15 protein-coding genes are annotated in these 14,390 nt (G+C 39.8%); 7 read left to right on the top strand and 8 right to left on the bottom strand.

From position 1 onward, the window contains the following. The first annotated feature begins 109 nt into the window (after positions 1-109). The 3 genes from ACFI4Z_RS14055 to ACFI4Z_RS14045 all read left to right on the top strand — a co-directional run bounded on the left by ACFI4Z_RS14055 (position 110) and on the right by ACFI4Z_RS14045 (position 4,150). The gene (locus ACFI4Z_RS14055) at positions 110-1,291 is read left to right on the top strand and encodes a response regulator transcription factor (RefSeq protein ID WP_462671128.1); all 1,182 of its coding nucleotides are present in this window, start codon (positions 110-112) and stop codon (positions 1,289-1,291) included. Positions 1,292-1,348: 57 nt separating this feature from the next. Continuing rightward, a complete protein-coding gene (locus ACFI4Z_RS14050) occupies positions 1,349-2,104 on the top strand; it encodes a class I SAM-dependent methyltransferase (RefSeq protein WP_462671127.1) in 756 nt (251 codons plus the stop codon). 120 nt (positions 2,105-2,224) lie between these two features. Next, complete coding sequence (locus ACFI4Z_RS14045; protein WP_462671126.1) at positions 2,225-4,150, top strand: methyl-accepting chemotaxis protein; 1,926 nt, start codon at positions 2,225-2,227, stop codon at positions 4,148-4,150. A 75-nt stretch (positions 4,151-4,225) separates the two neighbouring features. Here the strand turns inward: ACFI4Z_RS14045 and yjgA are convergent, their stop codons facing one another. Beyond that, on the bottom strand, positions 4,226-4,750 hold the full coding sequence (gene yjgA / locus ACFI4Z_RS14040) for a ribosome biogenesis factor YjgA (protein ID WP_394192816.1): 525 nt from the start codon (positions 4,748-4,750) through the stop codon (positions 4,226-4,228). Positions 4,751-4,884: 134 nt separating this feature from the next. Here yjgA and pmbA point away from each other — a divergent pair, with 134 nt between their 5' ends. Together pmbA and ACFI4Z_RS14030 are read left to right on the top strand one after the other, a co-directional pair. Beyond that, complete coding sequence (gene pmbA / locus ACFI4Z_RS14035; RefSeq protein ID WP_462671125.1) at positions 4,885-6,234, top strand: metalloprotease PmbA; 1,350 nt, start codon at positions 4,885-4,887, stop codon at positions 6,232-6,234. 331 nt (positions 6,235-6,565) lie between these two features. Beyond that, positions 6,566-6,982 carry a VOC family protein gene (locus ACFI4Z_RS14030; protein ID WP_462671124.1) on the top strand — a complete coding sequence of 139 codons (417 nt, stop codon included), beginning with the start codon at positions 6,566-6,568 and terminating at the stop codon, positions 6,980-6,982. A 57-nt stretch (positions 6,983-7,039) separates the two neighbouring features. Here the strand turns inward: ACFI4Z_RS14030 and ACFI4Z_RS14025 are convergent, their stop codons facing one another. Beyond that, a complete protein-coding gene (locus tag ACFI4Z_RS14025) occupies positions 7,040-7,696 on the bottom strand; it encodes a DUF1707 SHOCT-like domain-containing protein (RefSeq protein ID WP_462671123.1) in 657 nt (218 codons plus the stop codon). A gap of 324 nt (positions 7,697-8,020) precedes the next feature. Here ACFI4Z_RS14025 and ACFI4Z_RS14020 point away from each other — a divergent pair, with 324 nt between their 5' ends. Beyond that, positions 8,021-8,590 (top strand): BON domain-containing protein, encoded by a 570-nt coding sequence (locus ACFI4Z_RS14020; protein WP_462671122.1) that lies wholly within the window; start codon positions 8,021-8,023, stop codon positions 8,588-8,590. Between the two features lie 64 nt (positions 8,591-8,654). Further along, positions 8,655-8,813 (top strand): YqaE/Pmp3 family membrane protein, encoded by a 159-nt coding sequence (locus tag ACFI4Z_RS14015; RefSeq protein WP_099295317.1) that lies wholly within the window; start codon positions 8,655-8,657, stop codon positions 8,811-8,813. Positions 8,814-9,461: 648 nt separating this feature from the next. Here ACFI4Z_RS14015 and mgtE read toward each other — a convergent pair. From mgtE to ACFI4Z_RS13985, 6 genes are all read right to left on the bottom strand, one after another. After that, entirely contained in the window at positions 9,462-10,820 is a 1,359-nt protein-coding gene (mgtE, locus tag ACFI4Z_RS14010) for a magnesium transporter (protein ID WP_394192811.1), read from the bottom strand. 110 nt (positions 10,821-10,930) lie between these two features. Then, positions 10,931-11,203, bottom strand: coding sequence for an HPr family phosphocarrier protein (locus ACFI4Z_RS14005; protein ID WP_394192810.1), 273 nt, complete (start codon positions 11,201-11,203; stop codon positions 10,931-10,933). A 21-nt stretch (positions 11,204-11,224) separates the two neighbouring features. After that, a complete protein-coding gene (gene rapZ / locus ACFI4Z_RS14000) occupies positions 11,225-12,067 on the bottom strand; it encodes an RNase adapter RapZ (RefSeq protein WP_099295314.1) in 843 nt (280 codons plus the stop codon). 20 nt (positions 12,068-12,087) lie between these two features. Next, positions 12,088-12,540, bottom strand: coding sequence for a PTS IIA-like nitrogen regulatory protein PtsN (ptsN, locus tag ACFI4Z_RS13995; RefSeq protein ID WP_462671121.1), 453 nt, complete (start codon positions 12,538-12,540; stop codon positions 12,088-12,090). A gap of 4 nt (positions 12,541-12,544) precedes the next feature. After that, the gene (gene hpf, locus ACFI4Z_RS13990) at positions 12,545-12,832 is read right to left on the bottom strand and encodes a ribosome hibernation promoting factor (protein ID WP_099295312.1); all 288 of its coding nucleotides are present in this window, start codon (positions 12,830-12,832) and stop codon (positions 12,545-12,547) included. 29 nt (positions 12,833-12,861) lie between these two features. Beyond that, the gene (locus ACFI4Z_RS13985) at positions 12,862-14,358 is read right to left on the bottom strand and encodes an RNA polymerase factor sigma-54 (RefSeq protein WP_462671120.1); all 1,497 of its coding nucleotides are present in this window, start codon (positions 14,356-14,358) and stop codon (positions 12,862-12,864) included. Positions 14,359-14,390 lie beyond the last annotated feature (32 nt).

Below are 14,390 nucleotides of genomic sequence, written 5' to 3'. Positions count from 1 at the left end.
CGCCGAACTGGCGCTTTTTTGTTTTTAAAGCAGAAAAAACAAATAAATTATCGCAAAATCAGTGCTCCGTACTATGCTTTTTAAGTGAGAGACAATAATGGAGCAAGGTATGTCAAAACTGGTTTTAGCAATTGATGATGATAAATACGTACACCGTGTTATAGAAGAGTCTTTAGCGGGGTTTTGTAAAATCATACATGCTAAAAACGGTGATGAAGGACTCAGGCAAGCAAAAAAGTATAACCCCGATATTATTTTACTTGATGTCGAAATGCCCGGAAAAACAGGTTATGAAGTTTGTAGAGAGCTCAAATCGCTTGAGCAAACAAAAGAAACACCAATTATGTTTTTATCTGGCCGGAGTGCACTCCCAGAACGCGTTAAAGGTTACAACTCAGGGGCTGCTGATTATATTGTTAAGCCGTTTAATGCAGAAGAGCTTATTGCGCGGATCCGCGTGTTGTATGAGTATCGGCAGCATTCTATAAAATTAAAAAGTGATATTGAGCGCGCGCAAATAACCGCTGAAATTGCAATGACTGACTCTGGCGATATGGGTCGAATAATGCGCTATGTTGGGCAGACTTATCATGCACATGATATAGATACCTTATCAGGTTATTTTTTTGATTTTTTCAAACCCTTAAACTTAGATGTCGTTGCTGCATTTTGGTACGAAGAGCTTGGAGTATTTTATAGTGATAAAGGTGCTGTGTGCCCACTTGAGCAAGAGTTATTAGAAAAACATCGTTATGCAAATCGTTTTGTTGATTTTAGCAGCCGCACTATTGTTAATTACCCTAAAGTGTCTATTCTCATTAAGAACATGCCACTGGATGATGCCGCTTTATATGGCCGTTTCAAAGATTTATTTCCGCATATTTTAGAAGTAACAAACGCCAAAATACAAGATATGGAAGTCAATGAGAAAGCGCTCTCGCAAGCCCATACCATTGGCAATGCATTTAGTGAGCTTTCGTCACAGGTGTACAAAAATAGTGATGCACGCGATGTTAAAACCGCAAAGCTTGCGACTCAATTAAAGCAAATGCGTGAAACGATAAAGCAAGATTCTTCGTTAAGCGATAATCAAGCACTACTAACACAACTTGAGGAATTAGCACAAACTCAACAGTCTTTCGCAGTACTAGACGAAGAGCTAACTTATATTAAGTATCAACTGAATCATATTATTGAGTCTCGTAATGAGTTAATTTTAAGCCTGAGTAAAATAGCAGAGCCAGAGCACACAGAGGACATTACCTCACAAACAGATATTGAGCTATTTTAGTGCTATAGGCAGTGGCAATTGATATACTTCGCACGCTATTCACGGTCGGAGTTTATTTTGGTTATACAGTGTTCTTTTAAAGAAATGCGCACATATCTTAACGAGTTAGAGCAGCGCTTTGGACTGGAAAGTTGGGCAGCTCAACAAACTGGATTTGCGCTGCGTTACGATGAAAAAGGGTTGAGCTTATATAAAACCGATGAACCAAAGCTAGGTGCAATTTCTGTTGATTTTGTTACAGGCGCTGCCGCACATAGACGTAAGTTTGGTGGTGGTAAAGGGCAATCAATCGCAAAAGCTGTGGGATTAAACAAAGGGGCAACCCCTGTTGTTTTAGATGCTACCGCAGGTTTAGGTCGAGATGGGTTTGTCTTAGCCTCTTTGGGATGTAAAGTGATTCTGCATGAGCGCCACCCTGTTGTGGCTGCGTTACTCTATGATGGTTTACAGCGAGCTTATGATGACATTGAAATAGGCCCTTGGATGCAGCAAAGCATGAGCTTGGTATTTGGTTCAAGCCACACCTTACTAGCACAGTGTGCGAGCGTTCCAGATGTTGTTTATCTTGACCCTATGTTTCCACACCGTGAAAAATCAGCGTTAGTTAAAAAAGAGATGCGCGTATTTCAAGATCTTGTTGGCGCCGATGCCGATGCGGATAACTTATTAGATTTTGCTTATCCGCTTGCTAGTAAACGGGTTGTGGTAAAGCGCCCTGATTATGCGCCGTTTCTAAATGACAAAGCACCTAGTATGCAAATTAAAACCAAGAAGAACCGTTTTGACGTCTATGTAAAAGCAGCTATGGTCTAATTCTTTAGTATTTAAAATAAATGCTAAATGAATAACATGTAGTAATTTCATGTTGGTTTTCATTAAACCGTCATAAATACTTAATAATCTATACGCGTAATTAACCCAAAGGGGAAACTTATGCGCGTATCTTCATTTACCCGTCTCTTAGCAGTGTTACTTGCCTCTGCAAGTATACTTTTATCGGCTACATTATTTTGGGCTAGTCAAACCCTAATAAAGCTTGAACAACAAGATCAATCTTATAGCCAATTAAAAAACAAAATTCTGCTCGATCTGGAAGGGGTAATTGAAGACTATCTGGCTAAAGGCGATAGTTTGTACCTTACAAAAGCGTCTGAGCTGATCAGTGATGTACAGAATAATGATCTTAACGTATTACCCAGTCACTTAGAGAAACAACTAGCAGCTTTACTTACTCAGCTTGATCAAGATATTAATGGTAAATACCGGGCATTAGGTAAATTATCGGGCAATGAGACGGCTCTTTTAGATAACGCCTTACGCCAAATGGCAGGTTCTGCCTCTTCCTTGATTAATTATGCTAATAAGGCAAACCAAGCAGGGACTCATAGCGAGGAATATTATGTGCTTGCTAGTGACTACTATAGCGAAGTTGCATCACTTTCATTATTTACTTATCAATTAATTATTAGCTTTGATCAAGATACTAAAGATAGCTTGCTCCAAAGCGTGGCAAATTTAAATCGTATAGCACAGCAGATTAATAACCTAGATAACTTGGGTGTGATGAGTGAGGTTGATGAAGATGAGCTGCTTTTTGGTGCTGAAGCTGAAGATTTAGCAGAGGAAATAAAAGCAGAAATAAGTAGCTGGCCAAACAGATACCCACGAGATTTATCAAGTACATTAGAGCAAGCTGAGCAACGCCAAGCCGGCATTGAGTCATTACGTGAACAAACAGCTTTGCTTTCAGAGACGGTTATTAACGCTGAAAAACAATTAAAAGTTGAACAGGCTACATTAAAAAAACATATATTTTTGGTTTGTTCAATCGCTATAAGCATGCTGGTGATTTTAGCAATCGGCGTTTATCTAGTTCAGCGCAAACAAATTCTTGCGCCATTAAGACAGTTGCGTGATGGTTTTGCATTTTTAATTGAGTCAAACGAGCTTAAAAATATTGAGAGTAAAAACTCAGAAACTGAAGTGGGTGAAATCGCTACTTACTTTAACCAGCTAATTGAACGCCAGCGAGTAGAAGCACAAGAGCGAGCGCAGATGCTCAAGGTCATTAATGACTTTATGCAGGACATGAGTGATAACCTAAATACGATTAGTCAACAAACACATGGTAGCCATCAGCAAGTAGAGCAAAATCAAGCATTGCTGCATGACATACAGCAAATTGGTGAGCAAGTTAACTCCATTAATAGTCAAGTTGCTGATAACGCTAAGCAAACCTTTTCAGCGATGGAGCAAAGCTTGGGATTTGCACAAAGCATGTTAGGTGCGAGCTCAAATACGCAAACTCGTGTTGAAGGCGGTCTTAAGAGCTTACAAGAGCTACTTAGTGGTGTGCAGGATGTTGGCCAAGTGATAGAAGTGATACGTACAATTGCAGAGCAGACTAATCTACTGGCTTTGAATGCAGCGATTGAGTCTGCTCGAGCTGGAGAGCATGGACGAGGTTTTGCGGTTGTGGCAGACGAGGTGCGTAAACTTGCGCGCCAAACTCAGGGGTCATTAAGTGATATAAACGAACAGCTTAATTTACTGAGTGAAAACTCCAGTATGGTGTCTACTCAAATTTCAGCATTAGCGGATGATGCACAATCACAAACTAATAACGCACAAGAGCTTAAGCGCAACTCTGAGGGGGTGGCTAATAATGCTCAAGATGCCAATAAGGTTGCATTTGAGGCAATGGAGCTTGCAAAGCAGCAAAATAGGTTGCTTGAAAACTTTAGTCAGTCAATGCAAGACATGAAGGGGCAGGTGAGCGAATCAAGTCACTTGGTTGAGGAAATACATGATCGATTACAGCAACAAATGAAAAATATAAAAGATAATTTAGGTTTGTAATAAAGTGTCAAAATAGGCTTAAACGCAGTGTTTAAGCCTATTAGTGATAAGTAATATAAACGCGCTAGGCACTGGTTACATCATGCTATCTTTTAGGTATTGAAATAACTCTTTATAGCCACGTGCTGGCTTTTCAGCTTTGACTTCTTTCGCTGCATTACGCACTAGCTGACGCATTTTTTGGCGTTCAAGTGATGGGTATTCTGCAATTGTTTGGTTGATTAAATCATCACCTTGCTCGATCAAATCGCTGCGCAATTGCTCGATTTTTTTGATCATGACTTCAGCTTGGTTATTTTTGTTCAGCATAATGTCGATAATTGCTTTTATTTCATCGATATTTTCAACTGTACGTAACGTTTTTGCGATGTAATTCAAGTGGCGACGATACGCATCACTTTTGTTACTAATTTTGTCTGCAACTACCATCGCTGCTTTTAAGTCGTCATTAAGAGGCAAGCGCTCGCGCTGTTTTTTCCCCATTTTGGCAATATCAGAGCCTAGTTGATGAAACTCTTGCGCATCTCGCTTAAGCTCACTTTTGGATACGTAAATAATTTCTTCTTCAATTTCAGCAGGGTTGCCTTTTTTCTTCGCCATGAGGTGCTCATATAATGTCGTTAACTAACCTCATTATACGCGATTCTTTTAATGATTAATATTAGCTGATGCAATGCACTGGGTGTGTTAGCATTTAACTATATTGTAAGTGATACACGCTCAGGACCAATAACATGAAAAGCCAACAGCAAGATCCTATTTATACACAAATTTCTCAAGTAAAAGATGCCGTAGCAGAAGTGTTAGAACACGCAAAAAAACTCGGTGCTACCGGTGCTGAAGCGGCCATGTCGAGCACGTCAGGCTTATCTGTAAGTACGCGCATGGGTGAAGTTGAAACGATCGAATTTAACCAAGATGGCGGTTTAGGAATTAGTGTGTACGTGGGTAATCATAAAGGGTCTGCTTCAACGGCTGATTTAAACCCTAAAACGTTACGGACTGTTGTTGAAAAAGCCATAGATATTGCAAAGTTTACGTCAGATGATCCGCATAATGGCGTGGCAGATAAAGAGCTATTAGAGTTTGCACCGTTAGATCTTGATTTATATCACCCGTGGGATGTTAGCCCGGAGCAGGGTATTGAGCTTTGCCATAGTGCGGAGCAAGCTGCACTCAATGCCGATGAGCGCATTGTTAATTCAGACGGTGCAAGTTTTTCATCTCACCAAGGTTTGCGGGTTTATGGCAATAGCCATGGCTTGATAGCAGGCTATCCGCGCACGCGTCACAGTATAAGCACCATGGTTATTGGTAAAGATGGTGAGCAAATGCAACGTGATTCAGCTTATACGGTTTCTCGTGAGCAAAGTGGCTTAAAAGATGCCGCGGCCGTAGGACTTGAAGCTGCAAGTGAAACTTTAGCAAAATTAAACAGCCAAAAGCTGGGTACCATGAAGGTGCCGGTGATTTTTAGAGCTGATATCGCTAATTCCTTATTTGGTCACTTAGTGTCAGCCATTGGTGGTGGTGCTTTATACCGCAAATCAAGCTTTTTGATGGATAGTCTTGGTACTAAAGTATTTAGCGATTGCGTTAATATTGCAGAGCGCCCACATCTGTTAAAAGGCTTAGCGTCTACGCCTTTTGACAGCGAAGGTGTAAAGACCATTGACCGTGAAATTATTCAGGGTGGTGAATTACAAACTTATTTATTAGCCAGCTATGCAGCTCGCAAGATGAACATGACACCGACAGGTCATGCTGGTGGTATTCATAATTGGCTTGTTGAGCAAACTCACCAAGACTTAGCACAGTTAGTAAAAACCATGGGCACAGGTTTATTAGTGACAGAACTAATGGGGCAGGGGGTTAATACTGTAACGGGTGATTACTCTCGCGGTGCAGCTGGTTTTTGGATTGAAAATGGTGAAATACAATACCCTGTGAGTGAAATAACCATTGCCGGAAAATTACAGGATATGTTTAAAGCAATTGTCGGTTTAGGTGGTGATATAGAACGCCGTGGCGGTATTCAAACAGGTTCAGTACTGATAGAAGAAATGCAAGTAGCGGGAAGCTGATTGAAGCTTATAAGTGATTAATTCACACCGAGGTTAAGAGGCGCTGCGCTTAAGAGGTTAAAGGGAAAAGGTATTAGGTAAGTGACAATGATCAAGGTGCAATTAGCCTGTGCCTTTTTCTTCTCATTTACCCTCATTGTCTTCTCTTTGTGCAAAATATTTTAGTTATTTATCCTAGGTGTTAGGGAAGTGACTAGGTACTAGAGCCCTAAAACCTAGTGCCTCTATTCTAATATCTTTTACTTATAAAATTTATTGTAAAAAACACTTTACCTCAACTTAACTTTAGGTTTTAAGCTGGCTTTAATCACTTAAATAAAGGAATTTTATTATGTACTTAGAGCATGTGAATTTAGTTGTTGATGATGTTGAGGCAATGCTGCACTTTTACAAAGCGGCGTTTCCGCATTGGTACATTAGAAGTAAAGGGCAAGGTACTTGGCATGGTAAGCCACGACAATGGTTACACTTTGGTGATGATTATCATTATTTAGCTTTGAGTGACAATGGCGAACATAAGAACCGAGATTTAACTGGTCATCAAGTAGGGTTGGCGCATTTTGCTTATGTTACCAATAATATTGCCGCGGTAATTATGCGCTTAGAGCAAGCAGGTTATAGCATAGATAAGCCTGGAGCAGAAAATCCATATCGTAAAAACGTATACTTTATTGACCCTGCGGGGTTTGAGGTGGAGTTTGTTGAGTATCTTAGTGATATACCAGCACAACGCAATAACGATCAATAAGGCAAGAGTAGGTGTCGGGTTTAACTAACACCTACTTATTTTTTGAGCGCCTAAGGCTTAATACTTATTCATATCATTCCAGCTTGCTTTTAAGCTATTGGCAAAGGATACGAACTTTTCTTTAATAGTGCGTTTAACTTTTATTTCTACCGAGCCAAGAATGACTTTACCTTCAATGGTAATTGTTGGGCCATGTAGTTTATTAAGCGATACTGATTTATTTTCTACGCTGCCGACAACACTAAACATTTTTGATACTACATTGACGTGTTCTGGTACGTAGATTTCATCACTTCCTAGCAAACAGTTAACATGCAGTGTGATATGTTGGTGTTGAAATATAGCATCCGTGAAGTCCAGTTCTATCGACCCTAACAGGTTGGTTAAGTGAATCTCTTTTGGCACAACCCACTGACCACTACGTTCATTTGAACCCATAATGCTCTTCAGGTGCAGTGTGTCACTTTGACTTTGGTTACTATAGTTTGGCGTAAACTGTGCGCGTTTTTCACTTTGATACTGGGTATCTGTTGTTAACTCAAGATCGCTTACTAATTCTATTAATACAGCGTTATCTGTTGCTTCCATTGCTTGATCTAAACGACGTTCAAAGGCTTCTGCAGAGATAACTCCGTGGCTGTAGTTATAGATCAATTGGTCGATAACTTGTTCACGTACTTGATCAATAGGGCGATCTTCAACTTTAACTGGCATGGTAGTTCCCTTTTTACACGTTTATTTTGGTAGTTAACTTTATTAAGCAAAGCTTAGGCCAGAATATAATATTAATAAAATCAGTATGTTAATTTTATTTAAGTGATTTGTGTTTAGTAATATTAACGACAGATTAATGAGAATTGCGACTAAATGGCGAAATCTACACAGGTCAGAACAAATTACCGAGCTGCATGTAATTTATTACCAAGTATAAAAACAAGGTATAATACTTTTCATGTTAAGTTATTGATTTATAATGTTTAAAAAGTTGGCTTGATGTTCGCATTAACTAAAGTGTCTTTAATCAAAAGGAGAAAGATTATGAAAACATTTAACAAATCTATGATTGCAGCTTTAGTTCTTGGTACTACAGCAATGGGTGCACAAGCAAGCAGCTGGGAAAATGAAAGTAAAGATGCTTGGATTGATGGTAAGGCAGAAACGGTTTTATTAATGAATACAAACCTTAACAACTTTGACATCAACACAGACGTGAAAAACGGCAAGGTTATTTTAACAGGTAAAGTAGACAGTGACTTAGATAAGGAACTTGCTGAAGAGCTTGTGCTGAGCCTTGATGGTGTTAGCGATGTCGACAACGAATTATCTGTCGTAAAAAATCCAGATATGCATAGAAAAGATATGAAGTCTGATATGAATGACACAGAAAGTGATTTAACAGATGCCAAGATAAGCACTGTAATTACTACACGTTATTTATTTAACTCAGAAGTAGACGGCACAGATATTGACGTTGATACAGATAATGGCGTTGTAACCTTAAAGGGTACTGTTGAATCTGAAGCTGAAAAGCAACTTGCAATCAATATTGCAAAGAATGCGGAAGACGTTCATAACGTAGTTGATGAGCTAACAATTATCGCTGAATAATTATTAGCAAGTGAATGCCCAGCTCCGCTGGGCTTTCTAATAGAATCTTCAAGGAGTGAGAATAATGGACATAATTCGTATTATTTTATCGGTGCTGATACCACCACTTGGCGTGTTTCTTCAAGTTGGACTAGGTGCGCATTTTTGGATTAATATTTTGTTAACACTACTAGGTTATATTCCTGGCTTAATTCATGCGATATACATCATCGCAAGACGCTAAATATAACGTTGGTCAATTTGCTCTATCAAGGAGGGATTATGAAACAAGAACAAGGAACGGCTCAAGCGGATAATGTAAATAGCCCTAGATTGTTATGGTCATTAAAGCAATGGAAGCAGTTAATGAATAGTTCGCAAGAATGAATTTATTCAATATGGACGTGAACAAGGATTGAAGTTGTCACGATGGACGTGAGCAAGGATTGAAGTTGTCACGATGGACGTGAACAAGGATTGAAGCTGTCACGATGGAAGTGAGCAAGGATTGAAGTTGTCACGATGGATGTGAGCAAGGACCGAAATTACTCACGATGGACGTGAAAAAGGACTGAAATTACTCACGATGGACGTGAAAAAGGACTGAGATTACTCACGATGGATGTGAGCAAGGATTGAAACTATTCACGATGGATGTGAGCAAGGAATGATAAAATCCACATAGGAGTCAGTGGGCAGGAGGTTTAGGATATATCAATGGATGATGCAGTGTTTTCACATGGATAATAAGGAGATAACTAGGATGGTATCTAACAAATCATAAGTGCATGCTTATATTATTGAGAGCATGCACTTATGAGAACTTCTTATTATGCCTCTGTAAGACTTCGTAGAACCTAGAACCTAGAACCTAGAACCTAGAACCTAGAACCTAAATAAGTAGCCAAGTCGCAGTGCCTAAAAAGGCGAAAATACCTACGATATCGGTAACTGTAGTCAATACCACACTGCCTGCAAGTGCAGGATCTATTTTCATTTTTTTCAGTAGTAATGGAATGCTTGCTCCCGCAATACCTGCCGCTACTAAATTCATAAACATAGCAAATGCTAATACGCCACCAAGCTTGAAGTCCCACTGCCACAGTGCAACAACACCGGCAATTAATATAGACCATACCATGCCATTAATAGCACCGATTGCTAGCTCTTTTAATAGCAAGAATCTTTGGTTTGTCTGATTTATATGTCCTACAGCAATACCACGAATCACCAGTGTTAATGTTTGGCTACCCGCAACTCCACCCATTGAAGGCACAATACCGTTAAGTACTGCGAGAATCGGTAATATGGCTAAGGTGTTTTCAAAAAAGCTAGCCACAATCGCAGCCAACAATGCTGTTAGTAAATTCACACCAAGCCAAATTGAACGCTTTTTAGAGCTTTTTAGTACGGGAGCAAAGGTATCCTCTTCGTCATCAAGACCCGCCATACTTAGAAGGCTGTGTTCAGCATCTTCACGAATTACATCAACAATATCATCGATTGTAATACGTCCCAACAAGTGGTCGTTATCGTCAACAACAGGTGCCGAAATCCAGTTGTGCCTTTCAAATAGTTGGGCAACTTCACTTTCATCCATGGCGATTGAAATAGATTCGCAATCTTCGTCCATTAAATCACGAATTATTTTATCAGGTGGATTGGTAAGCAAAGTTGTAAGTGACATAGCCCCTAAAAAGCAATTATGTTTATCAACGACGTATAAGTCATCGGTGCCTTCAGGTAGTTCGCCACGTAAACGTAAGTAACGTAATACTACATCGATAGTAACATCGGGGCGGATGGCTACCGTATCGGTATTCATTAGTGCGCCGGCAGAACGCTCTTGATAGGACAGGGCTTGGGTCGCCCGCTCTCTATCTTGGCTATCCATAGCGCCAACAACGTCTTGATAGACGGTCTCTGGTAAGCTACGTAATACTTCCCCTAAATCATCATGGCTCATGTCCTCTGTCGCCGCAGCAATATGCTCAGGCTCCATTTGGGCTATGATCCCAAGGCGTACGTCTTCAGAAAGTTCTTCTAAAACATCACCTCTGACATCTGGATCAACAAGTTGCCATAGTAGAGTTCTTATTTTATGAGGGGAAGATTCAAGGAGAAGAGCTGTATCACACGGCGCTGTTTTTGCCAGCATGCGCCTAACTTGAACAAATTGACCACTATTAAGTGACTTAGTCACTTGTTTTAGTTGTTGTAGTGGGTAATCTTGTTCAAAAGCTTCTGGCATTAGTGTCCTTATATCATGTGTATTTCTGAGGGTAGGTCAAAAACTAATAATATATTACAGTTCTTATATGCATAGTTAGTTTAACGCACTTTTAAGTGACAGACCACGCACTATTCATGCTCGTGAAAGCGTTGCTCTATCAGTTCGCCAATAGAGTTAAGGGCCGGCTCTGCATCAGGCCCTTCACACACAACTTTTACTTCTTTACCTTGGCTGCTTTCAAGTAACATTAAAGCCAACACACTGTCACCTGCTGCTTGCTTATCATCTTGGAAAAGAGTGATAGTTGCATCAAATTTAACGGCGAGTTGAGCTAATACCGTTGCAGCCCTTGCGTGCAAACCTAATTTATTTCTAATTAAAAAAGTACCTTCTGAACGCATATACAACAGGCCTATTTAAAATCAATCTTGCTCACGATGGCGAATTTTTACATTGTTATGGCTCATTGCAAAGCTTTCACCTATGGTTTGCGCTAAATATACCGAGCGGTGTTGCCCTCCGGTACAACCTATAGCAATAGTCAAATAGCTACGGTTGTTTCGCTCTAAATGCGGTAACCAAGTTTGTACAAACGTTTGAATTTGCCAAGTAAATTTTTGCACTATGCTGTGGCTTGCTAAGTAATCTTTTACAGGCTGGTCTAAACCTGTGAGGGGCTTTAACTCCGGTTCCCAATGTGGGTTAGGTAAAAAGCGTGCATCAAAAACATAATCAGCTTGTTTAGGTATGCCGTGTTTAAAGCCAAAAGATTCAAATGTTATGATCAGTGTTTTATCTTTTTTACCTAAAATCTTTTCTCTGATCGACTCGGCCAGCTGATGCACACTGAGCTCAGTGGTATCTAAGATAAAGTCAGCGCGAGTTATTAGTACATCAAGTAATATTTTTTCTTGTTTAATGGCCAAATCAAGCGGCAAACTATCGATAGAAAGAGGGTGTAATCGACGAGTTTCAGAAAAGCGTTTGATAAGTGTTTGATCATCACTATCGAGATAAAACAAAGTTGGATTTGCAAAGCCAGGCAAATACTCAAGGATGTCGTTGAACTCTTCTTGTTCTTTGGGTAAATTACGCACATCAATACTGACTGCAATCTTATCGTAATTCTCTGACACACTTCGAACTAAAGAAGGGAGTAAATTGACCGGAATATTATCAACACAGTAATAGCCAAGATCTTCTAGTACGCGAAGCGCGACGGATTTACCTGAACCAGACCGCCCACTGATAATAATCAATTCCATGTAACCTCTCCTTCACTTTCTTATGAATGCTCAACAATAACTTGATACAAATCCTGATCTGTTTTTGCGCTACGTAGTTGTTTACAAAACTCTTTATCGTTAAGTTTATCAGCAATTGTTGCTAACGTCTTCAAATGAAGTTGGCAATCTCCATCAGGTACGATCAGTGCTACAAAAATATCGACAGGACGATTATCAATTGCATCAAAGTTAATGGGGGTTTCACTCACTAAGATTAATGCTAGAGGAGATTGTGCGCCACTCATGCGACCATGTGGTATAGCAATACCTCGACCTATGCCTGTGCTACCAAGCTTTTCCCGATTTAATAATGCGTTAAGGATCTCTTGCTGTGTGAGGTGAGGAAGCTTTTCATGAGCCAATTGGCTAATAAATTCTAGAATTCGTTTTTTGCTATTAAAAAGGACCGCAGCTTTACTGCAGTCCTCAGAAGTAAGTGAACTTAATTTCATAGTATTAGTGTCGAGCGTGCTTCTCTTTGTGTTTTATTACTTGGCGGTCTAATTTATCAATCAGTCCGTCAATCGCAGCATACATATCTTGATGTTCAGTTGAAGCAAATAAATCAGCACCGCTAACATGTATTGTGGCTTCTGCTTTTTGACTTAATTTTTCTACGTCAAGAATCACATGTACATTATTAATACTATCAAAGTGCCTTTCAAGCTTCGCAAACTTATTGTGTACATAGTCTCTAAGTGAATCGGTAATTTCTACGTGGCGACCAGTTAAGTTAATTTGCATAAGCATTTTCCTTCTTTGTTTTTTACGCCTTAAATCAAACTCTTTCTTTGATTTGACGGTGGAATAGCTAGAGACTCACGATATTTTGCAATTGTGCGTCTAGCTACTTTGATACCTTGCTCAGCCAATATATCTGCAATTTTACTATCACTCAATGGTTTCGCTGAGTTTTCTGCGCTAATAAGCTTTTTGATCAATGCACGGATAGCTGTAGAAGAGCATTCCCCGCCATTTTCGGTGCTTACGTGACTAGAGAAAAAGTACTTCAACTCAAAAATACCACGTGGTGTATGCATATACTTTTGAGTTGTTACGCGTGAGATAGTTGACTCATGCATCTCGACCATTTCTGCTACATCATTTAGTACCATCGGGCGCATAGCTTCGGGGCCGTGTTCAAAAAAACCTTGCTGCTGTTTCACTATACAATTAGTTACTTTGAGTAATGTTTCATTACGGCTTTCTAAGCTTTTAATAAACCATTTTGCTTCTTGCAGATGCGAACGAATAAACTGACTGTCACTGCTCGATTTTACTGAGCGAGACATGGCGGCATACTGGCTGTTCACTCTAATTTTAGGCATGCTTTCTGGATTTAATTCCACCATCCAGCGCCCTTTAACTTTTTTCACTGAAACATCAGGGATAACATACTCAGACTCTTCGCGCACAATAGTATCTGCGGGCTTAGGGTTCAAGCTGTGTATCAGTGTCATGACTTCTTTTAGCTCATCTTCTTTAAGCTTAGTCTTTTTCATCAAAGTGCGATAGTCACGACTTGCTAAAAGATCGATATGCTCGGTTAAAATCATTTTAGTCTCTGCAAGCCATGGCGTTGCAGGGTCGAATTGATTCAGTTGTATACATAAACACTCTTGTAAGCTGCGTGCGGCAATCCCTATTGGATCAAACAATTGGATGCGTTTTAAAACAGCTTGAACTTCATCAAGTTCTATTTCTTCTTCGTTATTATCTTTGTTTAAACTTTCAACAATGTCTTCGCAGCTCAATGTTAAAATACCCGATTCATCAATCGCTTCAACAATAGCAATGGCTATGGCTTCATCGGTCGGGCTAAATGGCGTTAATTGTAGCTGCCACATAATGTATTCATGCAGCGTTTCAGTGGAAGCACCTTGGTAAATAGACTCATCTTCAGGCATTGGTCCTGATGAGCTAGAAGGCGCAGCGCTCATGTACTCATCCCATGTTACATCCATGGCCATTTCGTCGCTGACAGTTTCTTTACTGAGTGCTTCACTACTTTCTTGTTCGTATTCACTTGGTGTTTCATCAGCAGATGCACTGACTGTTACTTCATCAGTGTCTTGTTTTTGCTCATTTTTGCCTGCAGTTTCATCACTAAATTCATGCTCCTCAACTTCTAGTAAAGGATTACTGTCGAGTGCTTCCTGAATTTCTTGTTGTAGATCCAATGTACTGAGTTGCAACAAACGAATAGCTTGTTGTAACTGAGGTGTCATTGTCAATTGCTGGCCCATGCGCAGCTGGAGTGATTGCCTCATTTATCTTTAACAATCCTTTTATTATGTAATCA

The organism is Pseudoalteromonas sp. RWi3, assembly GCF_054960735.1.
Note: the sequence above shows the minus strand (reverse complement) of the source record. Positions and strands in the feature narration are given on the sequence as shown.